The following is a 24,282-nucleotide window of genomic DNA, read 5'->3' as shown; positions in this document are numbered from 1 at the left end:
AGCATGAGCAAAGAATGGCCCCTGTGGGAAGTCTTCATCCGCAGCCAGCATGGCCTGGCGCACAAGCATGTCGGCAGCCTGCACGCACCCGACGCCGAGATGGCGGTCAATAACGCACGCGACGTCTACACCCGCCGCAACGAGGGCGTCTCGATCTGGGTCGTGCGCGCCACCGACATCGTCGCCTCCAGCCCGTCCGACAAGGGCGCCCTGTTCGAGCCGGCCAACAGCAAGGTGTATCGCCACCCGACCTTTTTCCCGATGCCCGAAGGAGTGAAAAACCTGTGAACGCGCACGACAAGCTTGATTACTTGCTGCGCCAGGGCGACAACGCGCTGATCCTGTCGCAGCAGCTCTCGCAGCTGTGCGGCAAAGGCCCGGCGCTGGAAGAAGACATGGCGCTGACCAACGTCGCGCTCGACCTGCTCGGCCAGACCCGCATGTGGTACGGCTACGCCACCGAACTCGAAGGCCAGGGCCGCAGCGAAGACGACCTCGCCTTCATGCGCGACGCGCCGGCGCTGCGCTGCTGCCTGCTCGTCGAGCAGCCGAACGGTAACTACGCCGACACCATGGTGCGCCAGTTCTACTTCGACACCTGGCACTACTTCCTGATGCTTGGCCTGCTCAAGTCGACCGATGCGCGCATCGCCGAAATCGCCGAAAAGTCGATCAAGGAAGTGACCTACCACCTGCGCCGCAGCGGCGACCTGGTCGTGCGCCTCGGCGACGGCAGCGCCGAAAGCCACGCCAGGACCCAGGCCGCGGCCGACCAGCTGTGGATGTACACGGGCGAGATGTTCACCTACGACGCCATCGACAACGCCATGGCCGAGCAGGGCGTGGCGCCAGATGCCGCCGGCCTGCGCGCCGCCTTCCTCGAACACGTCGCCGAAATCTTCGCCGAAGCGACCATCGCCATGCCGGCGGCGGACGCCTGGATGCAGCGCGGCGGCAAGAAGGGCGTGCACAGCGAGCACCTCGGCTTCATCCTCGCCGAGATGCAGTTCCTGCAGCGCGCCTACCCGGGAGCACAATGGTAATGACGCAGCAGGCAGTCGAAAGCGCACAAGTCTGGGACTGGCTCGGCCAGGTCGCCGATCCCGAGATACCCGTCATCTCGGTGGTCGACCTGGGCATCGTGCGCGCGGTCGACTGGGATGGCGACGAATGCGTCGTCACCATCACGCCCACCTATTCGGGCTGCCCGGCGATGCAGGTGATCGCCGAAGCGGTCACCGAAGCGCTGCACAGCCACGGCGTGCCGAAGGTGCGGCTGGTGAACCAGCTCTCTCCCGCCTGGACTACCGACTGGATGAGCGAAGCGGGCAAGGCCGCGCTGAAAGGCTACGGCATCGCCCCGCCCGCGCAGCAGGTCATCGACATCAGCGGCCTGCACACCGGCGTCAAGCGCGGCGCGGCGCCGCCCAAGCTGATCGTCGCCTGCCCCAACTGCGGCTCGACCCACTCGGAGCTGACCAGCCAATTCGGCTCGACGCCCTGCAAGGCGCTCTACAAGTGCCTCGACTGCCGCGAGCCGTTCGATTATTTCAAGTGCCACTAAGGCCCACCATGAGCAAATTTCATCCCCTGACGGTTGCGGCGGTGCGCAACGAAACGCGCGACACCATCGCCGTCACCTTCAATGTGCCGCCCGAACTGGCCGGCAGCTTCCGCTACCAGCAGGGCCAGCACCTGACCTTGCGCGCCCAGATCAACGACGAAGACGTGCGCCGCTCCTACTCGATCTGTTCGTCGGTGCAGGACGACCTGCTGCGCGTGGCCATCAAGCGCACCACCGGCGGCCTGTTCTCGACCTGGGCCAACGATACGCTCAGACCTGGCACCGTCATCGAAGTGATGCCGCCGATGGGCCACTTCAACACAGCGCTGTCGGCCGATAGCACGCGCAACTACGTCGCCTTCGCCGCCGGCAGCGGCATCACGCCGATCCTGTCGATCATCAAGACCACGCTGCTGGCTGAACCGAACAGCCGCTTCACGCTCTTCTACGGCAACCGCGCGTCGTCGTCCGTCATCTTCAAGGAAGAGCTGACCGACCTGAAGGACATGTACATGGGCCGCCTGCAGCTGGCCTACGTGATGAGCCGCGAACAGCAGGACATCGACCTGTTCAACGGCCGCATCACCAAGGAAAAAACCGAGCAGCTGCTGCGCCACTGGATCCGCGTCGAGGACATCGACACCGCCTTCATCTGCGGGCCGGAAGACATGATGCTGGGTGTCTCGGCCGCGCTGCAGGAAGCCGGCATGCCCAAGCACGACATCAAGATCGAGCTGTTCGCCGCCAGCATCCCGAAGCACCAGCACAAGCCGCGCGCGCACAGCGCCGACGTGCCGCACGAGACCGAGGTCACCGTCATCATGGACGGCAACCACACCACGTTCGCGATGGACAAGGACAAGGAATCGATCCTCGACGCCGGTCTGCGCGCCGGCATCGACATGCGCTACTCGTGCAAGGGCGGCGTCTGCTCGACCTGCCGCTGCAAGCTAATCGACGGCAAGGTCGACATGGACGTCAACTACGCGCTCGAGGATTACGAAATCGCGCGCGGCTTCATCCTGTCGTGCCAGAGCTTCCCCGTGACCGACAAGGTGGTGGTCGACTTCGACCAGGCCGAGTAACCCACAACAACAATAGTTGGAGACCGCATGAACTACGCCAGCATCCTGTTCCAGATTGAGAATGGCGTCGCCAAACTGACGCTGAACCGCCCCGATAAGCTCAACAGCTTCACCCAGGCGATGCACATCGAAGTGCGCCATGCGCTGGCGCTGACCGCCACCGATCCGAGCGTGCGCGTGCTGGTGCTGACCGGCGCCGGTCGTGGTTTTTGCGCCGGCCAGGACCTGGGCGACCGCGCGGTCGAACCGGGCAAGGACGGCGTCGACCTCGGCGCCTCGGTCGAGCAGTACTACGCGCCGCTGGTGCTGTCGCTGCGCGCGCTGCCGATGCCGGTGATCTGCGCCGTCAACGGCGTCGCCGCCGGTGCCGGCGCCAACCTGGCGCTGGCCTGCGACATCGTGCTCGCCGCCAGGTCGGCCAGCTTCATCGAATCGTTCTGCAAGCTCGGGCTGATCCCCGACACCGGCGGCACCTGGCACCTGCCGCGGTTGATCGGCCAGGCGCGCGCCACGGGTCTGGCCATGCTGGGCGAAAAGCTGAGCGCCGAAAAAGCCGAGCAGTGGGGCCTGATCTGGAAGTGCGTCGACGACGCCAAGCTGATGGAAGAAGCGATGGCGATGGCCGAGCAGTTTGCGGTGGCGCCGACCAAGGGCCTCGCGTTCACCAAGAAAGCGCTGCAGGCCAGCTACGCCAACACGCTGCCCGAGCAGCTCAAGCTTGAAGGCGAGATGATGCGCGAACTCGGTTACAGCCATGACTACAAGGAGGGCGTCGCCGCCTTCATCGCCAAGCGTCCCGCCAACTTCCGCGGAGAGTGACATGACAGCTCTCGAAAAAGGCAGTGTCGTCGCGGTCGTAGGCAGCGGCGCCATGGGTTCCGGCATCGCGCAGGTAGCCGCCAGTGCCGGCCACCGCGTGCTGCTGTTCGATACCCGGATCGACGCCGCCGCCAAGGCGATCGACGCCATCGGCAAGGTCTATGACCGGCTGCTGGAAAAAGGCCGCATGACGGCTGCCGACGCCGCCGCGGCGAAAGGCCGCCTGCACGTCGCCGCCAGCCTGGCCGACATGCGCGACGCCGCCATCGTCGTCGAGGCGATCGTCGAGAACCTGCAAGCCAAGCGCACGCTGTTCGCCGACCTCGAAACCATCGTCGCCGACGACTGCATCCTCGCCACCAATACGTCTTCCATTTCCGTCACCGCCATTGCGGCCGAATTGCGCCGCCCGCAGCAAGTAGTCGGCATGCACTTCTTTAACCCGGTGCCGCTGATGGCGCTGGTCGAAGTGATCAGCGGCCTGGCCACCGATCCGGCCGTCGCCGATGCCGTCTACGCCACCGCCGCCACCTGGGGCAAGAACCCGGTGCACGCCAAGTCGACCCCCGGCTTCATCGTCAACCGCGTCGCCCGCCCGTTCTACGGCGAAGCGCTGCGCCTGCTGTCAGAGCAGGCCGCCGACGCCGCCACGCTCGACGCGGTGATGCGCGAAGCCGGCGCCTTCCGCATGGGCCCCTTCGAACTGATGGACCTGATCGGCTACGACGTCAACTTTTCGGTCACCCAGTCGGTGCACCAGGCCTACTTCGGCGACCCGCGCTTTGCGCCCTCGGTGCTGCAGCAGGAGATGGTCAATGCCGGTTTCTTCGGCCGCAAATCGGGCCGCGGCTTTTACCAGTACGGCGACGACCACGCCAAACCGGCGCCGCAAACCGAAACGCCGCAGCCGCGCCCTGAAACGCTCAGCGTCAGCATCGATCCGGGTACCGTCAACGTCGTCACCAACCAGATGGAGCAGCGCTTCGCGGACGCCGGCTTCACCGTCGCGCATCGCAAGCCGCTGCCCGGGGCCGCCGAGCACGAGGCGCCGGCTTTCCACTGCAACGGCGCGGCCGTGTTCCTCACTGACGGGCGCAGCGCCACCGAGCGCGCGGCCGCCAACAAGCATCCGGACACGGTGCTGTTCGACCTGGCGTTCGACTACGCCGGCGCCGGCCGCATCGCGCTGGCCAGGGCCGACCAGTGCGGCGAAGCTGCCTGGCTGTCTGTGGTCGGGCTGTTCCAGGCGGCCGGCTTTGCCGTCACCCGCATCGACGACGTGCCCGGCATGGTTGTCATGCGCACCGTCGCCATGCTCGCCAACGAGGCGGCCGACGCCGTCAACCAGGGCGTCTGCAGCGCCGCCGCGGTCGACATCGCGATGCAAAAGGGCGTCAACTACCCGCGCGGCCCGCTGGCCTGGACCGACGCCATCGGCGTCGCGCAAGTGGTCACCGTCCTCACCAACCTGGCCGCCAGTTACGGCGAGGACCGCTACCGCGTCTCGCCGCTGCTGCGCCGCAAACTCGCCGGCGCGCCGGCAGGAGCACTTTTTCATGCATAGCAATTCCCGCTTCGAAGCTCAACAGTTGGCTGAACTGGCCGGCAAGACCATGTTCGACCGCGATCCCGCCAGCCAGGCGCTCGGCATGCTGCTGGCCGAAATCCGGCCCGGCTACGCGCGCATGACGATGGCGGTGCGCGCCGATATGCTCAACGGCCACCAGACCTGCCACGGCGGCTACATCTTCATGCTGGCAGACAGCGCCTTCGCCTTCGCCTGTAACTCGCACAACCACAACACGGTGGGCGCCGGCTGCACCATCGACTACCTGGCGCCGGGCCGCGAGGGCGACCTCTTGACCGCCGAAGCGACCGAGCAGGCACTCGCCGGCAAGACCGGCGTCTACGACATCAAGGTGCTCAACCAGGACGGCCGCACCATCGCGCTGTTCCGCGGTAAGTCGCACCGGGTCGCCGGCATGGTGGCCGAAGTCGCCGCCGCCTGACACGAATTCAAAGAAGGAGACAAGTATGGTCCAACGCACCCCCGCACCAGGCGACCTGGAGCCGATCGAACGCGCCAGCCGCGACGAACTGCAATCGCTGCAGCTCGAGCGCATGAAGTGGACGCTCAGGCACGCCTACGACAACGTGCCGCACTACCGCGCCGCGTTCGACGCCGCCGGCGTCCATCCGGACGACCTCAAGTCGCTCGCCGACCTGGCCAAGTTTCCGTTCACCGAGAAAAAGACGCTGCGCGATAACTATCCGTTCGGCCTGTTCGCCGTGCCGCGCGAAAAAGTGGTGCGCATCCACGCGTCCAGCGGCACCACCGGCAAGGCCACCGTGGTCGGCTACACCCAGAACGACATCGACACCTGGGCCGGCGTGGTGGCGCGCTCGATCCGCGCCGCCGGCGGGCGGCCGGGCGACATGGTGCACGTCTCCTACGGCTACGGCCTGTTCACCGGCGGCCTTGGCGCGCACTACGGCGCCGAGCGTCTTGGCTGCACCGTGATCCCGATGTCGGGCGGCCAGACCGAAAAGCAGGTCCAGCTGATCTGCGACTTCAAGCCCGACATCATCATGGTGACGCCGTCGTACATGCTCAACATCATCGAGGAATTCTCGCGCCAGGGCATGGACGCGGCCGACTCGTCGCTGAAGGTCGGCATCTTCGGCGCCGAGCCGTGGACCGAGGCGATGCGGGCCGAAATCGAAGCGCGCGCCGGCATCGACGCGGTCGACATCTACGGCCTGTCCGAAGTGATGGGACCAGGCGTGGCCAGCGAATGCATCGAGAGCAAGGACGGCCCGGTGATCTGGGAAGACCACTTCTATCCCGAGGTGATCGATCCGGAAACCGGCGAAGTGCTGCCCGACGGCGAAGAGGGCGAGCTGGTATTCACCTCGCTCACCAAGGAAGCGCTGCCGGTCATCCGCTACCGCACCCGCGACCTGACGCGCCTGCTGCCGCCGACCTCGCGCTCGATGCGCCGCATGGGCAAGATCACCGGCCGCTCCGACGACATGCTGATCATCCGCGGCGTCAACGTGTTCCCGACCCAGATCGAAGAGCTGATCCTGAAGATGCCGTCGCTCGCGCCCCACTACCAGCTGGTGGTCTCGCGCGACGGCCACCTCGACAAGCTCGAGGTGCTCGGCGAACTGCGCATCACCATGACCGAGGAAGCGGTGGTATTGTTAAGCCGCGACCTCGAACACCAGATCAAGACCCACGTCGGCGTGTCGACCAAAGTGACGCTGATGGCAAGCGCCGGCATCGAACGCACCATGACCGGCAAGGCGCGGCGCGTGATCGACCAGCGCCCGAAAACCTAATTTCAAGGAGCACGCAGTGAGCCAATTTTCCGACGCATTCATTTGCGACGCCATCCGTACGCCGTTCGCCCGTTTCGGCGGCGCCCTCGCCACCGTCCGCGCCGATGACCTGGCAGCGCTGCCGATCGCAGCACTCATGGCCCGCAACCCGGGCGTCGACTGGTCGATGGTCGACGATGTCTACTACGGCTGCGCCAACCAGGCCGGTGAAGACAACCGTAACGTCGCCCACATGGCGAGCCTGCTGGCCGGCCTGCCGGTCGATGTCCCGGGCAGCACCATCAACCGCCTGTGCGGCTCCAGCCTCGACGCGGTCGGCATCGGCGCGCGCGCCATCAAGGCCGGCGAAGCGCACCTGATCATCGCCGGCGGCGTCGAGAGCATGACGCGCGCGCCGTTTGTCATGGCCAAGGCCGAAAGCGCCTTCTCGCGCGCTGCAAAAATCGAAGACACCACCATCGGCTGGCGCTTCGTCAATCCACTGATGAAGAAAATGTACGGCATCGACTCGATGCCCGAGACGGCCGAAAACGTCGCCCGCGAGTTCAACGTCAGCCGCGCCGACCAGGATGCATTCGCGATCCGCAGCCAGCAGCGCTGGGCCGCGGCGCATGCGGCCGGCTTCTTCAAGGATGAAATCGTGGCGGTCCAGGTAGCGCTGAAAAAAGGCGAGACCCGCATGTTCGACACTGACGAGCATCCGCGCCCGGACACCACCATCGAGATGCTGGCCAAGCTGAAAGGCGTCGTCACGCCGGACGGCAGCGTCACCGCCGGCAATGCGTCCGGCGTCAACGACGGCGCCTGCGCCGTGCTGATCGCATCCGGCAGCGCCGCCCAGCGCTTCGGCCTGACGCCGCGCGCCCGCATCGTCGGCATGGCCACCGCCGGCCTGGCGCCGCGCATCATGGGCTTCGGCCCGTCGCCCGCATCGAAAAAGGTACTCGCGCTTACCGGCCTGACGATCGGCCAGATGGACGTCATCGAACTGAACGAAGCCTTCGCCGCCCAGGGCCTGGCCGTCACGCGCGACCTCGGCCTGGCCGACGACGCCGCCCACGTCAACGCCAACGGCGGCGCCATCGCCCTCGGCCACCCGCTCGGCGCTTCCGGCGCGCGGCTGGTCACCACCGCCGTCAACCAGCTGCACCGTACCGGCGGGCGCTTCGCGCTGTGCACCATGTGCATCGGCGTCGGCCAGGGCATTGCCATGATTATCGAACGCGTTTAGTACCAGTACCACCCACCCCAGGAGACACCATGTTTAAAACTATACTTAAAAAATCCGTCCTGTTGGCAGCCATGGCCGTCGCAGCCGCCAGCGCATCCGCCGCCGATCCGATCCGCATCGGTTCGGTGTTGTCGGTGTCCGGTCCGGCCGCCTTCCTCGGCGACCCTGAACTGAAAACGCTGCAGCTGTACGTCGAGAAGATCAACGCCGAAGGCGGCGTTCTCGGACGCAAGCTCGAGCTGGTGCACTACGACGACGGCAGCGATGCGGCCAAGGCCAACAGCTTCACCAAGCGCCTGATCGAGTCCGACAAGGTCGACGTCCTGATCGGCGGCACCACCACCGGCGCCACCATGGCGATGGCCCCGCTGGTGGCCACCGCCAGCCTGCCTTTCATCTCGCTCGCCGGCGCCGTCGTCGTCATCGACCCGGTCAAGAAATGGGTCTTCAAGACGCCGCACACCGACCGCATGGCGGCCGAGAAGGTGTTCGAAGACATGAAGAAGCGCGGCATCACCAAGGTCGGCCTGCTGTCCGAAACCAGTGGTTTTGGCGCGTCCGGTCGCAAGGAGACCCAGACCGTCGCCGCCAAATACGGCATCACGCTGGTCGCCGACGAAACCTACGGCCCGAAAGACACCGACATCACCGCGCAGCTGACCCGCATCAAGGGCACGGCGGGCGTGCAGGCCGTGTTCGTGTTCGGCCTTGGACAGGGCCCGGCGGTCGTCACCAAGAACTACGGCCAGCTCGGCATGACCGCGCTGCCGATGTACCAGTCGCACGGCGTCGCCTCGGACGAATACCTGAAGTTGTCCGGCAAGGCCGCCGAAGGCGTGCGCCTGCCGTCGCCGGCGCTGCTGATTGCCGCCGCGCTGCCGGCCGGCGACCCGCAGAAAGCGATCGTCACCAGCTACGACAAGTTGTACAAGGAGCGCTACAAGATGGAGCCGTCCACCTTCGGCGGCTACGCGCTCGACGCGCTGAACCTGTCGATCGATGCCATCAAGCGCGCCGGCGGCACCGACCGCGAGAAAGTGCGCGCGGCGCTCGAAACCACCAAGGGCTTCGTCGCCACCACTGGTGTCTTCAACATGTCGCCGCTTGACCACATGGGACTGGACCTTTCCGCGTTCCGCATGGTCGAAGTCAAGAACGGCGACTGGCAGCTGCTGAAATAAGGTCATTCGATGCTCGCTCAATTCCTCCAGTTCCTGTATTCGGGAATGACGGTCGGTTCGGCCTATGCGCTTGCGGCGCTGGGCTTCACGATCATCTACAACACCAGCGGCGTGATCAACTTCGCGCAGGGTGAATTCATCATGCTCGGCGGGATGCTGGCGGCCATCATGGCCGGCGCCGGCGTGCCGCTGCCGCTGGCGATCATCGTCGCCGTCGCCGCCACCGCCATCGTCGGCCTGGTGATGGAAAAAGCCGTCATCGAACCGGCCCAGAACGCCGAAGTGGTCACCCTGATCATCATCACGATCGGGGCGTCGCTGACGGTGCGCGGGCTGGTGCAGATCTGGCTGGGAAAGGGCACGCATTCGCTGCCGGCGTTTTCGGGCGACACGCCGATCATGCTGCTGGGCGCCAGCCTGCTGCCGCAAAGCCTGTGGGTGCTGGGCGTCACGCTTGCCATCGTTGCGGTGCTGGCGTGGTTCTTCGGCCGCACCTTGCTCGGCAAGGCGATGCTGGCGACTTCGCACAACAAGCTCGCCGCGCAGCTGGTCGGCATCAACACGCGCCGCGTGCTGCTGCTGTCGTTCGGCCTGGCGGCGCTGCTCGGCGCCCTGGGCGGCATCCTGGTCGCGCCGATCACCTATACCTCGTACGACGCCGGCATCATGCTGGGCCTGAAAGGCTTCGTCGCCGCGGTGCTCGGTGGCCTTGGTGGCGGCGTCGGCGCGGTGGCAGGTGGCCTGATCCTCGGCATCGCCGAAGCCATGACGGCCGGTTACATCTCGTCGTCGTACAAGGATGCGGTACCGTTCGTGCTGATCCTGCTCATCTTGTTCTTCATGCCGCGCGGCCTGTTCGGCGCCAAGATCTCGGAGCGCGTATGAAGTTTTTGCACATGCGCCACCGCGGCCTGCTGCTGCTCGCGCTGGTGCTGGCGGTGCTGCCGCTGGTGCTGCCGAACGCGTTCTACGTCGACGTGGCGATTCGCATCGCCCTCAACGCCATCGTCGTCATTGCGCTCAACCTGTTGATGGGCTACACCGGCCAAATCAGCATCGGCCACGCCGGCTTCTATGGCCTCGGGGCATATGCGTCGGCCGCCTTGACCACTCACTTCAACTGGCCGCCGCTGGCGGCCCTGGCCGCGGGCGCTGCCGCCACCGGCCTGCTGGCATGGCTGATGGCGCGCCCGATCCTGAAACTCAAGGGCCATACGCTGGCGATGGCCACACTCGGCCTTGGCATCATCATCTCGATCGTCATCAACAATGAGTCGCAATGGACCGGTGGCCCCGATGGCATGTCGGTGCCGGCCTTCACGCTGGCCGGCATGACCATCGCCGGCGAAACCAGCTGGTACGTGGTGGCCGCGGTGCTGCTGCTCTTGATGACGTGGCTGGCGCTGAACCTGATCGATTCGCCGGTTGGGCGCGCGCTGCAGGCCATCCACGGCTCCGAGATCGCCGCCCGCGTGGCCGGCGTCGACACCACCAAATTCAAGGTGCGCGTGTTCGTACTGTCGGCGGTGGTGGCCAGTATCGCCGGTTCCATCTCGGCCCACTACATCGGCTTCATCACGCCTGGCATGGCCGGCTTCTTCCACTCCATCGAGCTGGTGACGATGGTGGTGGTGGGCGGCATGGCGTCGGTATTTGGCTCGATCATCGGCGCCGCGCTGCTGACCATCCTGCCGCAGCTGCTGCAAACTTTCGAAGGCTGGGAAGTGGTGGTGTTCGGCGTGATCCTGATGGCGACGATGATCTTCATGCCGAAAGGCCTGGTGCCGAGCATTGCGCAGCGCCTGCGTTCGCGCCGCAAGGGGAACAACTGATGCTGGTGATCGAACACCTCAGCAAGAGCTTCGGCGGCGTCCACGCGGTGCAGGACGTCACCTTCGCCGTGCGCGAAGGGGCGATCCACTCGGTGATCGGCCCCAACGGCGCCGGCAAGACCACGCTGTTCAACCTGGTCAGCGGCATCTACACGCCGACCAGCGGCAAGATCATGTTCAACGGCGAGGACGTTGCCGGCATGTCGCCCGACGCGCTGGCGCGCCGTGGCGTGTCGCGCACCTTCCAGAACCTCCAGGTGTGCATGAACATGACGGCGATCGACAACGTCATGGTCGGCTCGCACCTGCGGCTGAACCAGAACCTGTTCGCCTCGATGCTGCGCCTGCCGGCGGTGCGCCGCGCCGACGAGGAGTGCCGCGCGGAAGCGGCGCGCCTGATGCAGTTTGTCGGCGTCGGCAAGTACGAAGGCGCCGACGCCAACCAGATGCCGTACGGCGCCCTGAAACGCCTCGAAATCGCCCGCGCGCTGGCCGCCAGTCCCAAGCTGCTGCTGCTCGACGAACCGGCGGCGGGCCTGAACCACACCGAAACGGGCGAAATCGAGGACCTGATCCGCAAGGTCGCGCAGTCCGGCGTGACGGTGCTGCTCGTCGAGCACGACATGAAGCTGGTGATGAACCTGTCGGACCATATCCTCGTTCTCGACTACGGCAAGACGCTGGCCGAAGGCACCGCCGCCGAAGTGCGCGCCAACCCGGACGTCATCGCCGCCTATCTCGGCGCCGCAGCATAAAGGAATCAAGATGCGAGATTTTTCGAACGCGCCGCCGGTGCTGCAAATCCATGGGCTGCACAGCCACTACGGTCCGATCCAGGCGCTGCACGGCATCGACATCGAAGTGCGCGAAGGCCAGCTGGTGGCGCTGGTCGGCGCCAACGGCGCCGGCAAGACCACCTTGCTACGCGCGATCTCCGGCGTGCAGCCGGTCAGCGCCGGCGCCATCCGCTTCGGCGGCGTCGACATCACCCGCGCCAGCGCCGACCAGCGCGTACGCTCCGGCATCTGCCAGGTGCCGGAAGGGCGCCAGGTATTCGGCCCGATGTCGGTCGAAGACAACCTGCGCCTCGGCGCCTACACCCGCCCCAAGTCGGAACTGGCCGGCGACCTCGATCGCGTGTTCGCGCTGTTCCCGGTACTGAAGGAAAAGCGGCTGCTCACCGCCGGCATGCTGTCCGGCGGCCAGCAGCAGATGCTGGCGATGGCGCGCGCGCTGATGGGCCACCCGAAGCTGCTGCTGCTCGACGAGCCGAGCATGGGCCTCGCGCCCTTGCTCATCAAGGAGATCTTCCGCATCGTCGAAAGCCTGCGCGACCAGGGCATCACCATCTTCCTGGTCGAGCAGAACGCGCACGCCGCGCTGGCGATCGCCGATATCGGTTACGTCATCGAGACCGGCGGCATCGTGCTGTCCGGTCCCGGCCCCGAATTGCTGGACAACGAGCAGGTGCAAAGCGCCTACCTCGGAATGTAAGGAGCCAAGCGCATGGTCAAGGTATATGAAATCAACGGCGTTACCCCGGTGGTGCATCCGTCGGCGTACGTGCATCCGAGCGCGGTGCTGATCGGCGACGTCATCGTCGGCCCGCGCTGCTACATCGGCCCGCTGGCATCGCTGCGCGGCGACTTCGGCCGGCTGATCCTCGAAGAAGGCGCCAACCTGCAGGACACCTGCGTGATGCACGGCTTTCCCGAGGACGACACCGTGGTCGAAGTCGATGGCCACATCGGCCACGGCGCGGTGCTGCACGGCTGCCGCGTCAAGCGCAATGGCATGGTCGGCATGAACGCGGTGGTGATGGACAAGGCGGTGGTCGGCGAAGACTCGATCGTCGCGGCGATGAGCTTCGTCAAGGCCGGCATGATCATCCCGCCGCGCAGCATGGTGATGGGGATGCCGGCGAAGGTCGTGCGCGAGCTGCTCGACAAGGAAATCGCCTGGAAAAAATTCGGCACCAAGCAGTATCACGACCTGAACGTGCGCTCGATGCAGACGATGCGCGAGGTCGACTCCAGGGATGAGATAGAAACGGACCGCAAGCGCATCGACTTCGGACCCGACATGCACTCGCCAAAACAGTAATCAGATTCAGACCCGAAGGACACCCACATGAACGACATCTCCACCTTGCAAAGCCTGATCGGCGGCCGCTGGCTCGGCGCCGAACCGCACATGCCGCTGCGCAGCGCGATCAACAGCAACCTGATTTACCATACCCACGCCGAAAAAATCGATTTCGATGAAGCGGTGGTCTACGCCCGCAAGACCGGCGTGCCGTCCTTGATGGCGCTCGACTTCCAGACCCGCGCGGCACGCCTGAAGGCGCTGGCGACCTACCTGATGGGCCGCAAGGAAGAGCTGTACGAAATCTCGCACCACACCGGCGCCACGCGTCCCGACAGCTGGGTCGACGTCGAAGGCGGCATCGGCACGCTGTTCGCCTTTGCCAGCATGGGCAGCCGCGAGCTGCCGTCGTCGAACGTGCTGCACGAAGGCCCGGCCATCGCGCTGGGCAAGCGCGGCGGCTTCGCCGGCACCCACATCCTGGTGCCGCGCGGCGGCCTGGCGGTGCACATCAACGCGTTCAATTTCCCGATCTGGGGCCTGCTCGAAAAATTCGCGCCGAGTTTTCTCGCCGCGATGCCGTGCATCGGCAAGCCGGCCACCGCGACGAGCTACCTGACCGAGGCGGTGGTGCGCATGATGCACGAATCGGGCCTTCTGCCCGACGGCAGCATCCAGCTCGTCATCGGCAGCACCGGCGACCTGCTCGACCGCTTGAATGGCGCCGACGTCGTCACCTTCACCGGTTCGGCCGATACGGCCATGATGCTGCGCTCGAACAAGAACCTGCTGGCCAACTCGGTGCCGTTCACCGCCGAAGCGGATTCGCTCAACTGCGCCATCCTGGGCCCGGACGTGACGCCCGACGATCCCGAATTCGACCTGTTCGTCAAGGAAGTGGCGCGCGAGATGACCGGCAAGGCCGGCCAGAAGTGCACCGCGATCCGCCGCATCATCGTGCCGGAAAACCGGGTCGACGCGGTCGCCGAGCGGCTGCGCGAGCGGCTGTCGAAAATCGTCGTCGGCGACCCGAAGGTCGAAGGCGTGCGCATGGGCGCGCTGGCGTCGATGGACCAGCACCGCGACGTCGGCGAGCGTGTCGCCATGCTCGCCGAGGGCAATGAAGTCATCTTCGACGCCAGCCATGGCTTTGCGCCGGTCGGCGAGGGCAGCGCCGGCGGCGCCTTCTTCGCGCCGACCTTGCTGCTGTGCCGTAACGCGATGGTCAACAATGCGGTGCACGACGTCGAGGCGTTCGGCCCGGTCAGCACGATGATGACCTATTCGGGCATCGAGGAAGCGGTGGCGCTGGCCGCGCGCGGCAAGGGCAGCCTGGTGTCGACCTTGTGCACCAAGGATCCGATGATCGCCGCGCGCGCGGTGCCGGGCCTGGCGGCGTACCACGGCCGCGTGCTTGTGCTCGAGCGCGAGGCGGCGGTCGATTCGACCGGCCACGGCTCGCCGCTGCCGCAGCTCAAGCACGGCGGTCCGGGACGCGCCGGCGGCGGCGAGGAGCTCGGCGGCATCCGCGCGGTGCGCCACTTCCTGCAGCGCGCCGCGCTGCAAGGCTCGCCGACGATGCTCGCCGCCGTCACGGGCGAATACGTGCGCGGCGCCGCGGTACAGGAAAGCGACCTGCACCCGTTCCGCAAGTATTTCGAAGACCTGAAGATGGGCGACTCGCTGCTGACGCACCGGCGCACCGTCACCGAAGCGGACATCGTCGCCTTCGGCGGCATCTCGGGCGACTTCTTCTACATGCACTTCGACGACATCGCGGCGAAGGACTCGCAGTTCGGCAAACGCATCGCGCACGGCTACTTCGTGCTGTCGGCGGCGGCCGGGCTGTTCGTCTCGCCGGCGCCCGGTCCCGTGCTTGCCAACTATGGCCTCGACAACCTGCGCTTCATTACGCCTGTTGCGATCGGCGATACCATCCGCGCGCGCCTGACCTGCAAGCGCAAGGTCGACCGCAACCGCACCGACGAAAAAGGCGTCGGCCAGGGCGTGGTGGCGTGGGACGTGCAGGTCACCAACCAGAACGACGAACTGGTGGCCAGCTACGACATCCTGACCCTCGTGATGAAGCGAGTATGATGGCTCGATGATCAAGACGTTCGCCAGTATTGGTTCGCTCAAAGCTCGAATCACCGTCGTAGTAGTGTTCCTTGTCCTGCTGGCGGCAGGATTGGTCACTTACGTCTCTCTGCACCTGGCGGAACGCCAGATGCGGTCGGTTGTGGGAGACCAGCAGTTTGCATTGCTGTCGAGCGCAGCGGCCTACATTGACGAGGACCTGGTGTCCAAGAAAAGCTTGTTGGCGGCCTTGCGCGAGCAACTGGTTTACGCCGATATCGGCGCACCGTCGGCTATCCAGGGGTTTCTTGAAGCGCACGGCAGTCTGCGCGATGAATTTTTCAATGTAATCGCGCTCGACAAGTCGGGAAAACTGATTGCCAATCTCAACGATCGCCGCGCCGTCGGGGATTTCAGCAAGCGCGACTATTTCATCGACACGGTGGCCGCTCATGAGGGATTGGTCTCGCACCCGTTCAGGAGCACGCTGTCCGGTAAGCCGGTGGTGGTGGTTACCGAGCCGGTGTATGACGCGGCCGGAAAGCTGTTGTTCGTTATCGGCGGCGCGATCGACCTGCAGCGGCCACGCTTCTTCGGCCAGCTCGAAGCGCTCAAATCGGGTCGCACCGGTTATCTGTTCATGTTGACGACAACCGGTACGATTATTCATCATCCGGACAAACAGCGCATTCTGAACAACGTCAAGGACGAGGCCGGAGGCGTCGTGCCGTCGACGCTGGCTGCTATGAACGGTTTCGAAGGCACCCTCGATGGCAAGTCCAAGCGCGGCATAGTTTCCCTGATTACGTACAAACGTTTGCGCCAAACCGACTGGATCATCGGCGCGGTGTATCCAGTCGACGAAGCGTTTGCACCGTTGATCGACATGCGCAAGAACGCGATGGTCGCGTCGGCGGCGGTCGCCGCCGCCGCCGGGCTAATTGGGTGGCTGGCTATCCTGCGCTTGCTGCGACCGCTCGGCGCCCTGCGCAAGCACGTTGCGCGTATCGCCGAAGGAAGCAAGGACATCGACGTTTTCGATGTCGCACGCAAGGATGAATTCGGTGAACTGAGTCGCGCTTTTTTCAATCTTTCGCAACAGCGGCGCGACGCAGAAAACAACCTGGTGAAACTAACCCGCACCGATCCGCTGACGGACATTCACAACCGCCGCATGTTCGACGAGATTTTTGCGGCGGCGCTGGAACGGGCGCGCAGGAGCCGGCGCGGCCTTGGCCTTGCGTACCTCGACATCGACCGTTTCAAGCAGATCAACGATACCTACGGCCACGGCGTCGGCGACCAGGTGCTGGTCGAGTTTGCGAAGCGGCTCAAAAATTGCGTGAGGATTACCGACGCAGTGGCACGCCTGGCGGGAGACGAGTTCGTGGTTATTTTCGAGCATCTCGGCAGCCACGATGAGGCTGCCGGCCTGGCGACGAAGATGCTGGACGCCATTCGTCCCGATTTTCTTGTCGGCGGCCTCGTGCTGACGGTCACGTCCAGCGTCGGCATTGCGGTCGACATGGGGAGCGTTGGCGCGGTCGGCGATTTCATGGAGGAAGCGGACAAGGCCTTGTACGCGGCCAAGGAAGCTGGCAGAAACGGCTACTCGGTGCGCCTTCTCCGCACACCGTCGGCGCAACCGGCAGGGGTGATGTCTGCCCCGGCTGTTGCCGATAGCCATAAATGAAAAATGCCAGTCTTCTATATTTGTCCTAGGCTCGTGATCCGGAGAACTCCTTGCGACTGGGTCGACCTGGGTTCCCGGTCGGGCAGTGCGGCGTCGACCGCCAGTCGGTCCTGATCCGCAGCATCTTGCCGCGCGGCGGCGTGGGAAAGCCGTGCGACTGGCTGATCGACGGCTAACGCGCGACGTGTAAATACCGCCGCATCGAGCTCGTGCATACGCCAAAAAACCCGTGTAGTATCCGAACGGTTGTCCCCAAATATAATTCCAACAGGAGCGTGGCATGGCGAAGCTGAACGTCAACGGTACGGTGCGTGAATTCGAGGCGGAGGACGACACGCCGCTGCTGTGGGTGCTGCGCGAGCAGCTTGGCCTGACCGGCACCAAATACGGCTGCGGCATCGCCCAGTGCGGCGCCTGCACCGTGCACATCGACGGCGAGCCGACCCGCACCTGCGTGCGGCCGGTGTCGACCGTCACCGCCGCGCAAAAAATCGTCACCATCGAAGGCCTGTCGAAGGACGGCTCGCATCCCGTGCAGAAGGCCTGGGCCGCGCTCGACGTGCCGCAGTGCGGCTTCTGCCAGTCCGGCATGATCATGGCCGCCGCCGCGCTGCTCAAGCAGAAACCGAAACCGACCGACGCCGATATCGACAGCGCGATGACCAACATCTGCCGCTGCGGCACCTACAACCGCGTGCGCGCCGCCATCAAGGTCGTCGCCAAGGGCGGCGACGTCAAGAGCGCGGGCCTCGCGATCGAGCGTATCGCCGGGAGCAAAGCATGAACCGCCGCGGCTTCCTGAAGACCACCGGCGCGGCCGGCCTGGTGTTCGCCTTCCACATCCCGTTCGCCTCGGCGCAGACCGCCGACGCCCCCGAGGTCAACGCCTGGGTGGTGGTCAAGCCGGACGACACCATCGTCATCCGCATCGCCCGTTCCGAGATGGGGCAGGGCACCCTGACCGGCCTGGCCCAGCTGGTGGCCGAGGAGCTCGATGCCGACTGGAGCCGCGTCACGACCGAATATCCGACGCCAGGCCAGAGCCTGGCGCGCAACCGCGTGTGGGGCAGCTTTTCGACCGGCGGCAGCCGCGGCATGCGCGAGTCGCACGAGTATGTGCGCAAGGGCGGCGCCGCCGCGCGCACGATGCTGGTGCAGGCCGCGGCCGCCGAATGGAAGGTGCTGGCGTCCGAATGCGTCGCCGCCGCCAGCGTCATCACGCACACGCCGACCGGGCGCAAGACCAGCTACGGCAAGGTCGCCGTCGCCGCCGGCAAGCTGGCGCCGCCGGCCGCCGCCGGCATCGTGCTGAAGGACCCGAAGGACTGGAAGCTGGCCGGCAAGCGCCTGGCGCGGCTCGACACCGTCAGCAAGACGAACGGCTCGCAGATTTACGGCATGGACTTGACGATGCCCGGCATGCTCAACGCCGCCATCAAGGACTGTCCGGTTTTCGGCGGCAAGGTAAAAAGCTTCGACGCCGCCGCGATCGAAAAGCGTCCCGGCATCATGAAGGTGCTGCAGATCGGCGACAGCGCCGTGGTGGTGGTGGCCGACACCTGGTGGCGTGCACGCAGCGCGCTCGAGGCCTTGCCGATCGTCTGGGACGAAGGACCTAACGCCAAACTCTCGAGCGCCGACATCGCCGCCACCCTGAAGGCCGGGCTGGACGCGACCGACGCGGTGGTCGGCAACCAGAATGGCGACGCGCGCGCGGCGATTGCCGCCTCGGTGCGCAAGGTCGAAGCGGTGTATTCGTACCCGTACCAGAACCACGCGACGATGGAGACGATGAACGCGACCGCGCGCTGGACGCCGGAGCGCTGCGAAGTGTGGACGCCGACCCAGAACGGCGAAGCCGCGCTGGCAGCGGCGGCCGAAGCGGCCGGCCTGCCGCCGGCCAAGTGCGAAGTCTACAAGCTGCACCTGGGCGGTGGTTTCGGTCGCCGCGGCGCGGTGCACGACTGGGTGCGCCAGGCGGTTGAAATCGCCAAGGCGATGCCCGGCACGCCGGTCAAACTGATCTGGTCGCGCGAGGAAGACATGCTGCATGGCCGCTATCACCCGGTCACCCAGTGCAAGATGACGGCCGGCCTGGACGCCAAGGGCGAAATCACCGGCCTGCACATGCGCATTTCGGGCCAGTCGATCCTGGCGTCGGTGTCGCCGCAGTCGATCAAGGACGGCAAGGACCCGGTCGTGTTCCAGGGACTGAATGCGCCGGGGCCGGAAGCGTCGATCGGCTACACCTTCGCCAACCTGCTGGTCGACCATGCGATGCGCAACCCGCCGGTGCCGGCCGGCTTCTGGCGCGGCGTGAACCTGAACCAGAACGCCGTCTACCTCGAATGCTTCATCGACGAGATCGCGCACGCCACCAGGCAGGATCCGCTGGCCTTGCGCCGCAAGTTGATGGCGAATAGTCCAAAACACCTGGCGGTGCTGAACGCCGTCGCCGAGCTCGCCGGCTGGGGCAAGAAGCCAGCCAAGGGCGTGTTCCGCGGGCTGTCGCAGACGATGGGCTTCGGCAGCTACGTCGCCGCCTGCGCCGAGGTCTCGGTCAGCAAGGACGGCAAGTTGAAGATTCATCGCATCGTCGCGGCCACCGATTGCGGCCACGCGGTCAATCCGCAGCAGATCGAGTACCAGGTCGAGGGATCGTTCTCGTACGGCTTGTCGGCGGCGCTGTTTGGCGAGTGCACGCTGAAGAACGGCCGCATGGAGCAGGACAACTTCAGCACCTACCCGGTGATGACGATGGCCGACATGCCGAAGGTCGAGACGATCGTGATGCCGTCGGGCGGCTTCTGGGGCGGGGTGGGCGAACCGACCATCGCCGTGGCGGCGCCGGCGGTGCTCAATGCGATCTTCGCGGCCACCGGCAAGCGGGTGCGCGACCTGCCGCTGAAGAACCACAGCCTGAAGGCGTAAGCCGTGCGCGTGCTCGCTGGCCTGTGGTTTGCCTGCGCCTCGGTGCGGGCCGAGGCCAGCGGCATCGCCGCGCCGCTCACCGCCGAACCTGGCGACGCGGTGCGCGGGCGGGCGATCGTCGCCAACCGCCAGCTGGGCCTGTGCCTGCTGTGCCACAGCGGGCCGATTCCGGAGGAGCGCTTCCAGGGCAACCTGGCGCCGCCGCTGCACGGCGCCGGCGCGCGCTGGTCGGCCGCCCAGCTGCGCATGCGGATGGTCGACGCCAGTACTTTTAATCCGGGGACCATCATGCCGTCGTACTTCAAGCCCGGCAGTGCTGCGCGCACGCCGGCCGCCCTGCAAAACCAGACCATCCTCTCGGCCCAGCAGGTGGAAGACGTTGTCGCTTACCTGCAAACCCTGAGGACGGCGCCATGATCGACCAGCGCCGCCGCCAGGTACTCGCGGGCTTGGGCGCGCTGGCCCTCGTCGGTCCGGCCGCCGCCACGCCGGAAGAAATGGCGGCCGCGATCAACGCCTTTACCGGCGGCGCCGCGCCCAAGGTCGGCAGGGTCACGTTGGAGGTCGCCACCCTGGTCGACAACGGCAACACCGTTCCAGTCGCGGTGCGGGTCGACAGCCCGATGACCGCCGCCGACCATGTCGCCGCGATCGCGATCTTCAACGAACGCAATCCCGAAACCGGCGTGGCGGTGTTCACGCTCGGACCGCGCGCCGGCAGGGCCCAGGTTTCCACCCGCATCCGCATGGCCACCTCGCAAAAGCTGGTGGCCCTGGCGCGCATGAGCGACGGCAGCTGCTGGATGCACAGCGCCGACGTGGTGGTGGCGCTGGCGGCCTGCATCGAAGGCGAGGCATAAATGGCGCGCGCCCTGATCCACATGCAGGCCACCGCCAAACGCGGCGAGGTGATCGAGATCCGCGTCCTGATCGCCCATCCGATGGAGACGGGCTTTCGGCCAGGCGCCGACGGCAAGGTGCTGGCGCGCGACATCATCCGCCGCTTCACCTGCCGCTACAACGGCGAGGTTGTCTTCGCGGCCGAACTGCATCCGGCCATCTCGGCCAATCCGTACATCGCCTTTTACACGGTGGCCACCGACAGTGGCGCGCTCGAATTCAAATGGGAGGGCGACCGCGGCTTCGCGCAGACCGCAACCATGCCGATCACGGTGGCGGCGTAATCATGCCGGCGCGCCTGGGTGTGATGGTCCTGCTGCTGTGCGCCGCGCTGGTGCATGCCGGCGACACGCGCAAGTCCGGCGCCGAATTCATGAACCCGTCGACGCAGGCGATGCAGCGCGACGACACCCAGAACCCGGCCATGCTGTGGGTCGGCGGCGGCGAGGCGCTGTGGCTGCGCAAGGCCGGCCGCAGCGAGCAGTCGTGCGCCGGCTGCCATGGCGACGCCAAGGTCAGCATGCGCGGCGTGGCGGCGCGTTATCCGGCGTTCGACACGCGCACGAAGGCGGCGCTCAACCTGGGGCAGAGGATCAACCAGTGCCGCGTCAATCAGCAGCAGGCCGAGCCCCTGCGCGCCGAGAGCGAAGAGCTGCTCGGCATCGAAAGCTACATCGCCTTGCAGTCGCGCGGCATGCCGCAGGCGCCGCCGGCGGACCCGCGCCTGCAGCCGGCGCGCGAGCGCGGCCAGCGCCTGTTCGCCCAGCGCATCGGCCAGCTGAACCTGTCGTGCGCGCAGTGCCATGACAGCAATGCGGGCAACCGCCTGGGCGGCAGCACCATCCCGCAGGGGCACGCGCTGGCCTATCCGATCTACCGGCTCGAATGGCAGGGCATGGGATCGCTGCAGCGGCGGCTGCGCAACTGCATGAGCGGCGTGCGCGCCGAAGTCCCCGCCTTCAATGCGCAGGAACTGGTCGACCTCGAGGTGTACCTGGCGGCGCGCGACAAGGGGATGAAACTGGAAGCGCCTGGCGTGCGGCCGTAATGGAGGACCTGATATGAAACTACTCGCGTTCCTGATGCTGTGCGCTGCCGCCGCGGCGTCGCATGCCGCCGGCAATGGGCAGCGGCTGTATGCCAGCTGCGCGGCCTGCCACGGCACCGCCGGCGCAGGCAGCGGCGGCGTGCTGCCAAGGCTGGCCGGGCAGCCGAAGGACGCGCTGGCCGACAGCATGCGCGCGTTCAAGGCCGGCACGCGCGATGCGACCATCATGCAGCAGATTGCCAAGGGCTACAGCGACGAACAGATCGAACTGATCGCCGCCTACCTGGCGGCGCAGCCGGCGGAGCGGCGCAAGTGAGGCGGCGCCAGTTCATCGGCGGCATCGGCGCACTGGTGTCGCTGGCCGGCTGCGCCAGCATCGGCGCTGGCGGCCGGCGCCACGTGGTGGTGGTCGGCGGCGGCTACGGCGGCGCGACTGCCGCCAGATATATCCGGCTGTGGAGCGAAGGTGCGATCGACGTCACCCTGGTCGAGCCGAACGCCGCTTTTGTGTCGTGTCCGCTGTCGAACCTGGTGCTGGGCGGCTCGAAGTCGATGGCCGACATCACGCTCGGTTACGGGGCGCTGGCGGCGCAGGGCGTGCGCATCGTGCGCGACCGCGCCGAGCGCATCGACGCCGCCAGACAATCGGTGCTGCTCGCGGGCGGCCAGTCGCTGCGCTACGACCGGCTGGTGCTCTCGCCCGGCGTCGATTTTTTGTGGGACCAGCTGCCCGGCATGCAAGAGGAAGGCGCGCAGGAGCGCGTGCTGCACGCCTGGAAGGCCGGCGCCCAGACCGCGGCGCTGCGCGCGCAACTGCAGGCGATGCCTGACGGCGGCGTGTTCGCGCTGACGATTCCGCCGGCGCCGTACCGCTGCCCGCCCGGCCCGTACGAGCGGGCCTGCCAGGTGGCGCACTACTTCAGCGTCGCCAAGCCGAAGTCGAAGGTGCTGATCCTCGACGCCAACGAAGACGTGGTGTCGAAGGGCGCGCTGTTCAAGAAAATCTGGGCGACGCGCTTTGCCGGCATTATCGAATACCGGCCAAGCTTTCATGCGGTCGACGTCGACGCGGCCAGCGGCACCGCAATCTCCGAGCTGGGCGACAAGGTCAGCGCGGACGTATTGAACGTGATCCCGCCGCAGCGCGCCGGCAGCATCGCCATCGACGCCGGCGTCGGCAAGCGCTGGTGCGAAGTCGACTTCTTGACGTTCGAATCGACGCAGGTAAAAAACGTGCACGTGCTGGGGGACGCCATCCAGGCCGCGCCGCTGATGCCAAAGTCGGCGCACATGGCGAACCAGCACGCCAAGGTGTGCGCCGGCGCGGTGGTGGACTTGCTGAGCGGGCGCGCGCCGAACCCGGCGCCGATGCTGACCAATACCTGCTATAGCTTCGTCAACGACCGCGAAGTGATCCACGTGGCGTCGGTGCACGCCTACGATGCGGCCAGGAAGACGCTGCTGGTGGTGCCCGGTTCGGGCGGCGTGTCGGCCGGCGCCAGCGAACTGGAAGGCACGTATGCGATGAACTGGGCGCGCAACATCTGGGACGACACGCTCGGCTAGGACGGGGCGACTTTACTTGCCGAGCGCTGACATCGTCGGCAGCGGCGTCGAATTGGTGATCTGCATCGCCTGCTCGGCCGTAAAGCCTTTGCTGCGCAGCGCGTCGAACAGGTTTTTCTTGAACGTGGCGATGCGCTCGGCCGTCTCCGGCCGCGCCGCAAACTTGACCTGTGCCTCCATCTGCACTTCCGACATGCGCGCCAGCATCGGCAGCATCGACACCATGCCGGCGTCCAGCGTCGTCTGCATCTGTTCGGGCGTCGGCTTGTTCGGCGATTGCGCCTGGGCCTGGCTTAGGGTGGAAAAGCCGAGCAGGGCGGCAATGAATAAGTTCTGCATGCGCATCAAGATCACTCCAATCAAAGAAATTGTTGTCCGTTCGGCCACGCTGGTGTGTGGTACCGAACGGATCAGAAGGCGGCATGCGCTTAGTATGGTGGGGTTGCCGCTACGCCGAACAGGCGGGGCGGCATTTCTTCCCACGGCTGTTTTTACGCCGCTGCGACGTCACCACACCCCAAGCTACACCACGAAAGAAATCATGTCATTCAATAACGCCGTCGTCTGGATCGATCATACCAAAGCGCAAGTCATTCATTTCAACGCCGATGCAGCCGATTCGGAGTCGATGAAGACCCACTCGACCCATCCGCATCCGCACCAGCGCCACGGCGACACCCATGCCAACGAAGACGACAACACGCGTTTCTTCGACGACATCGCCGCTGCCCTGACGGACGCACAGCAGATCCTGGTGGTTGGCCCTGCCCAGGAAAAAACCGTATTTGTCAGCCATCTGACCGCGACCATGCCGGCCCTGGCCGAGAAGATCAAGGCTGTCGAGACGGTCGATCATCCGAGCAATGGCGAGCTGCTCGCGCACGCGCGCAAGTATTTCGTCAGCGCCGGCGGACTGCGCTAACAGC

The 24,282-nt window shown here is 66.1% G+C and carries 28 protein-coding genes; 27 read left to right on the top strand and 1 reads right to left on the bottom strand.

Features of this window, described 5'->3' with window-relative positions; translation table 11 throughout:
• The first annotated feature begins 3 nt into the window (after positions 1 to 3).
• The 26 genes from paaB (at position 4) to CR105_RS03815 (ending at position 23,356) form a co-directional block, all read left to right on the top strand.
• Positions 4 to 288 carry a 1,2-phenylacetyl-CoA epoxidase subunit PaaB gene (gene paaB, locus CR105_RS03935; protein WP_099787135.1) on the top strand — a complete coding sequence of 95 codons (285 nt, stop codon included), beginning with the start codon at positions 4 to 6 and terminating at the stop codon, positions 286 to 288.
• On the top strand, positions 285 to 1,043 hold the full coding sequence (gene paaC / locus CR105_RS03930; protein ID WP_099787134.1) for a 1,2-phenylacetyl-CoA epoxidase subunit PaaC: 759 nt from the start codon (positions 285 to 287) through the stop codon (positions 1,041 to 1,043). The genes paaB and paaC overlap by 4 nt, the downstream gene beginning before the upstream one ends.
• On the top strand, positions 1,043 to 1,564 hold the full coding sequence (paaD, locus tag CR105_RS03925; protein ID WP_099787133.1) for a 1,2-phenylacetyl-CoA epoxidase subunit PaaD: 522 nt from the start codon (positions 1,043 to 1,045) through the stop codon (positions 1,562 to 1,564). Before paaC ends, paaD begins: the two co-directional genes overlap by 1 nt.
• Positions 1,565 to 1,572: 8 nt before the next feature.
• Positions 1,573 to 2,649: a 1,2-phenylacetyl-CoA epoxidase subunit PaaE gene (paaE, locus tag CR105_RS03920; protein WP_099787132.1), complete on the top strand. Its 1,077-nt coding sequence runs from the start codon at positions 1,573 to 1,575 to the stop codon at positions 2,647 to 2,649.
• A 27-nt stretch (positions 2,650 to 2,676) separates the two neighbouring features.
• The gene (gene paaG / locus CR105_RS03915) at positions 2,677 to 3,468 is read left to right on the top strand and encodes a 2-(1,2-epoxy-1,2-dihydrophenyl)acetyl-CoA isomerase PaaG (protein WP_099787131.1); all 792 of its coding nucleotides are present in this window, start codon (positions 2,677 to 2,679) and stop codon (positions 3,466 to 3,468) included.
• 1 nt (position 3,469) lies between these two features.
• Positions 3,470 to 5,032, top strand: coding sequence for a 3-hydroxyacyl-CoA dehydrogenase PaaH (gene paaH, locus CR105_RS03910; protein ID WP_099787130.1), 1,563 nt, complete (start codon positions 3,470 to 3,472; stop codon positions 5,030 to 5,032).
• Positions 5,025 to 5,477, top strand: a complete 453-nt coding sequence (paaI, locus tag CR105_RS03905) for a hydroxyphenylacetyl-CoA thioesterase PaaI (protein ID WP_099787129.1) — start codon at positions 5,025 to 5,027, stop codon at positions 5,475 to 5,477. Before paaH ends, paaI begins: the two co-directional genes overlap by 8 nt.
• A gap of 25 nt (positions 5,478 to 5,502) precedes the next feature.
• Positions 5,503 to 6,813 (top strand): phenylacetate--CoA ligase PaaK, encoded by a 1,311-nt coding sequence (gene paaK, locus CR105_RS03900; RefSeq protein ID WP_099787128.1) that lies wholly within the window; start codon positions 5,503 to 5,505, stop codon positions 6,811 to 6,813.
• A gap of 16 nt (positions 6,814 to 6,829) precedes the next feature.
• The gene (pcaF, locus tag CR105_RS03895; RefSeq protein WP_099787127.1) at positions 6,830 to 8,044 is read left to right on the top strand and encodes a 3-oxoadipyl-CoA thiolase; all 1,215 of its coding nucleotides are present in this window, start codon (positions 6,830 to 6,832) and stop codon (positions 8,042 to 8,044) included.
• Between the two features lie 29 nt (positions 8,045 to 8,073).
• Positions 8,074 to 9,225 (top strand): ABC transporter substrate-binding protein, encoded by a 1,152-nt coding sequence (locus tag CR105_RS03890; protein WP_099787126.1) that lies wholly within the window; start codon positions 8,074 to 8,076, stop codon positions 9,223 to 9,225.
• A 9-nt stretch (positions 9,226 to 9,234) separates the two neighbouring features.
• Positions 9,235 to 10,110, top strand: a complete 876-nt coding sequence (locus CR105_RS03885) for a branched-chain amino acid ABC transporter permease (protein WP_099787125.1) — start codon at positions 9,235 to 9,237, stop codon at positions 10,108 to 10,110.
• Positions 10,107 to 11,057 (top strand): branched-chain amino acid ABC transporter permease, encoded by a 951-nt coding sequence (locus CR105_RS03880; protein WP_099787124.1) that lies wholly within the window; start codon positions 10,107 to 10,109, stop codon positions 11,055 to 11,057. Before CR105_RS03885 ends, CR105_RS03880 begins: the two co-directional genes overlap by 4 nt.
• Positions 11,057 to 11,812: an ABC transporter ATP-binding protein gene (locus CR105_RS03875; protein ID WP_099787123.1), complete on the top strand. Its 756-nt coding sequence runs from the start codon at positions 11,057 to 11,059 to the stop codon at positions 11,810 to 11,812. Before CR105_RS03880 ends, CR105_RS03875 begins: the two co-directional genes overlap by 1 nt.
• 10 nt (positions 11,813 to 11,822) lie before the next feature.
• Positions 11,823 to 12,551, top strand: a complete 729-nt coding sequence (locus CR105_RS03870) for an ABC transporter ATP-binding protein (protein WP_099787122.1) — start codon at positions 11,823 to 11,825, stop codon at positions 12,549 to 12,551.
• Between the two features lie 12 nt (positions 12,552 to 12,563).
• Positions 12,564 to 13,160: a phenylacetic acid degradation protein PaaY gene (gene paaY, locus CR105_RS03865; RefSeq protein ID WP_099787121.1), complete on the top strand. Its 597-nt coding sequence runs from the start codon at positions 12,564 to 12,566 to the stop codon at positions 13,158 to 13,160.
• Between the two features lie 27 nt (positions 13,161 to 13,187).
• On the top strand, positions 13,188 to 15,239 hold the full coding sequence (gene paaZ / locus CR105_RS03860; RefSeq protein WP_099787120.1) for a phenylacetic acid degradation bifunctional protein PaaZ: 2,052 nt from the start codon (positions 13,188 to 13,190) through the stop codon (positions 15,237 to 15,239).
• 7 nt (positions 15,240 to 15,246) lie between these two features.
• Positions 15,247 to 16,911 carry a diguanylate cyclase domain-containing protein gene (locus tag CR105_RS03855; RefSeq protein ID WP_099787119.1) on the top strand — a complete coding sequence of 555 codons (1,665 nt, stop codon included), beginning with the start codon at positions 15,247 to 15,249 and terminating at the stop codon, positions 16,909 to 16,911.
• A gap of 50 nt (positions 16,912 to 16,961) precedes the next feature.
• Positions 16,962 to 17,087: a hypothetical protein gene (locus CR105_RS29220; protein WP_267873879.1), complete on the top strand. Its 126-nt coding sequence runs from the start codon at positions 16,962 to 16,964 to the stop codon at positions 17,085 to 17,087.
• A gap of 104 nt (positions 17,088 to 17,191) precedes the next feature.
• Positions 17,192 to 17,695: a (2Fe-2S)-binding protein gene (locus CR105_RS03850; RefSeq protein WP_099787118.1), complete on the top strand. Its 504-nt coding sequence runs from the start codon at positions 17,192 to 17,194 to the stop codon at positions 17,693 to 17,695.
• Entirely contained in the window at positions 17,692 to 19,842 is a 2,151-nt protein-coding gene (locus CR105_RS03845; RefSeq protein ID WP_099787117.1) for a xanthine dehydrogenase family protein molybdopterin-binding subunit, read from the top strand. Before CR105_RS03850 ends, CR105_RS03845 begins: the two co-directional genes overlap by 4 nt.
• A gap of 3 nt (positions 19,843 to 19,845) precedes the next feature.
• Positions 19,846 to 20,259, top strand: a complete 414-nt coding sequence (gene soxX / locus CR105_RS03840; RefSeq protein ID WP_099787116.1) for a sulfur oxidation c-type cytochrome SoxX — start codon at positions 19,846 to 19,848, stop codon at positions 20,257 to 20,259.
• Positions 20,256 to 20,702, top strand: coding sequence for a SoxY-related AACIE arm protein (locus tag CR105_RS03835; RefSeq protein ID WP_099787115.1), 447 nt, complete (start codon positions 20,256 to 20,258; stop codon positions 20,700 to 20,702). The genes soxX and CR105_RS03835 overlap by 4 nt, the downstream gene beginning before the upstream one ends.
• Positions 20,703 to 21,026 (top strand): thiosulfate oxidation carrier complex protein SoxZ, encoded by a 324-nt coding sequence (soxZ, locus tag CR105_RS03830; protein WP_099787114.1) that lies wholly within the window; start codon positions 20,703 to 20,705, stop codon positions 21,024 to 21,026.
• Between the two features lie 2 nt (positions 21,027 to 21,028).
• Entirely contained in the window at positions 21,029 to 21,790 is a 762-nt protein-coding gene (gene soxA / locus CR105_RS03825; protein WP_099787113.1) for a sulfur oxidation c-type cytochrome SoxA, read from the top strand.
• Positions 21,791 to 21,803: 13 nt separating this feature from the next.
• A complete protein-coding gene (locus CR105_RS03820) occupies positions 21,804 to 22,106 on the top strand; it encodes a c-type cytochrome (RefSeq protein ID WP_099787112.1) in 303 nt (100 codons plus the stop codon).
• The gene (locus CR105_RS03815) at positions 22,103 to 23,356 is read left to right on the top strand and encodes an NAD(P)/FAD-dependent oxidoreductase (RefSeq protein WP_099787111.1); all 1,254 of its coding nucleotides are present in this window, start codon (positions 22,103 to 22,105) and stop codon (positions 23,354 to 23,356) included. Before CR105_RS03820 ends, CR105_RS03815 begins: the two co-directional genes overlap by 4 nt.
• Before the next feature lie 12 nt (positions 23,357 to 23,368).
• On the opposite strand, the gene CR105_RS03810 is transcribed toward CR105_RS03815, so the two are convergent.
• Positions 23,369 to 23,695: a hypothetical protein gene (locus CR105_RS03810; RefSeq protein WP_131021604.1), complete on the bottom strand. Its 327-nt coding sequence runs from the start codon at positions 23,693 to 23,695 to the stop codon at positions 23,369 to 23,371.
• Here CR105_RS03810 and CR105_RS03805 point away from each other — a divergent pair.
• Positions 23,694 to 24,278 (top strand): hypothetical protein, encoded by a 585-nt coding sequence (locus tag CR105_RS03805; RefSeq protein WP_229413616.1) that lies wholly within the window; start codon positions 23,694 to 23,696, stop codon positions 24,276 to 24,278. The two genes, CR105_RS03810 and CR105_RS03805, sit on opposite strands and share 2 nt — an antisense overlap.
• Positions 24,279 to 24,282: the final 4 nt, after the last annotated feature.

Origin of the sequence: Massilia eurypsychrophila, assembly GCF_002760655.1 — a bacterium.
In the GTDB taxonomy this organism is placed as follows: Bacteria; Pseudomonadota; Gammaproteobacteria; order Burkholderiales; family Burkholderiaceae_D; genus JAFCUW01.
The sequence above is the reverse complement of the archived record's forward strand: the minus strand, read 5'-3'. Positions and strand labels throughout refer to the sequence as shown.

Bases quoted from the DNA above. Each gene is read 5' to 3' on its own strand.
- paaB (WP_099787135.1), top strand. From the start codon at position 4: ATGAGCAAAGAATGGCCCCTGTGGGAAGTCTTCATCCGCAGCCAGCAT.
- paaD (WP_099787133.1), top strand. From the start codon at position 1,043: ATGACGCAGCAGGCAGTCGAAAGCGCACAAGTCTGGGACTGGCTCGGC.
- paaE (WP_099787132.1), top strand. From the start codon at position 1,573: ATGAGCAAATTTCATCCCCTGACGGTTGCGGCGGTGCGCAACGAAACG.
- paaG (WP_099787131.1), top strand. From the start codon at position 2,677: ATGAACTACGCCAGCATCCTGTTCCAGATTGAGAATGGCGTCGCCAAA.
- paaH (WP_099787130.1), top strand. From the start codon at position 3,470: ATGACAGCTCTCGAAAAAGGCAGTGTCGTCGCGGTCGTAGGCAGCGGC.
- paaI (WP_099787129.1), top strand. From the start codon at position 5,025: ATGCATAGCAATTCCCGCTTCGAAGCTCAACAGTTGGCTGAACTGGCC.
- paaK (WP_099787128.1), top strand. From the start codon at position 5,503: ATGGTCCAACGCACCCCCGCACCAGGCGACCTGGAGCCGATCGAACGC.
- CR105_RS03890 (WP_099787126.1), top strand. From the start codon at position 8,074: ATGTTTAAAACTATACTTAAAAAATCCGTCCTGTTGGCAGCCATGGCC.
- CR105_RS03885 (WP_099787125.1), top strand. From the start codon at position 9,235: ATGCTCGCTCAATTCCTCCAGTTCCTGTATTCGGGAATGACGGTCGGT.
- CR105_RS03880 (WP_099787124.1), top strand. From the start codon at position 10,107: ATGAAGTTTTTGCACATGCGCCACCGCGGCCTGCTGCTGCTCGCGCTG.
- CR105_RS03875 (WP_099787123.1), top strand. From the start codon at position 11,057: ATGCTGGTGATCGAACACCTCAGCAAGAGCTTCGGCGGCGTCCACGCG.
- CR105_RS03870 (WP_099787122.1), top strand. From the start codon at position 11,823: ATGCGAGATTTTTCGAACGCGCCGCCGGTGCTGCAAATCCATGGGCTG.
- paaY (WP_099787121.1), top strand. From the start codon at position 12,564: ATGGTCAAGGTATATGAAATCAACGGCGTTACCCCGGTGGTGCATCCG.
- paaZ (WP_099787120.1), top strand. From the start codon at position 13,188: ATGAACGACATCTCCACCTTGCAAAGCCTGATCGGCGGCCGCTGGCTC.
- CR105_RS03855 (WP_099787119.1), top strand. From the start codon at position 15,247: ATGATCAAGACGTTCGCCAGTATTGGTTCGCTCAAAGCTCGAATCACC.
- CR105_RS03850 (WP_099787118.1), top strand. From the start codon at position 17,192: ATGGCGAAGCTGAACGTCAACGGTACGGTGCGTGAATTCGAGGCGGAG.
- CR105_RS03845 (WP_099787117.1), top strand. From the start codon at position 17,692: ATGAACCGCCGCGGCTTCCTGAAGACCACCGGCGCGGCCGGCCTGGTG.
- CR105_RS03835 (WP_099787115.1), top strand. From the start codon at position 20,256: ATGATCGACCAGCGCCGCCGCCAGGTACTCGCGGGCTTGGGCGCGCTG.
- soxZ (WP_099787114.1), top strand. From the start codon at position 20,703: ATGGCGCGCGCCCTGATCCACATGCAGGCCACCGCCAAACGCGGCGAG.
- soxA (WP_099787113.1), top strand. From the start codon at position 21,029: ATGCCGGCGCGCCTGGGTGTGATGGTCCTGCTGCTGTGCGCCGCGCTG.
- CR105_RS03820 (WP_099787112.1), top strand. From the start codon at position 21,804: ATGAAACTACTCGCGTTCCTGATGCTGTGCGCTGCCGCCGCGGCGTCG.
- CR105_RS03805 (WP_229413616.1), top strand. From the start codon at position 23,694: ATGCGCATCAAGATCACTCCAATCAAAGAAATTGTTGTCCGTTCGGCC.
- CR105_RS03810 (WP_131021604.1), bottom strand. From the start codon at position 23,695: ATGCAGAACTTATTCATTGCCGCCCTGCTCGGCTTTTCCACCCTAAGC.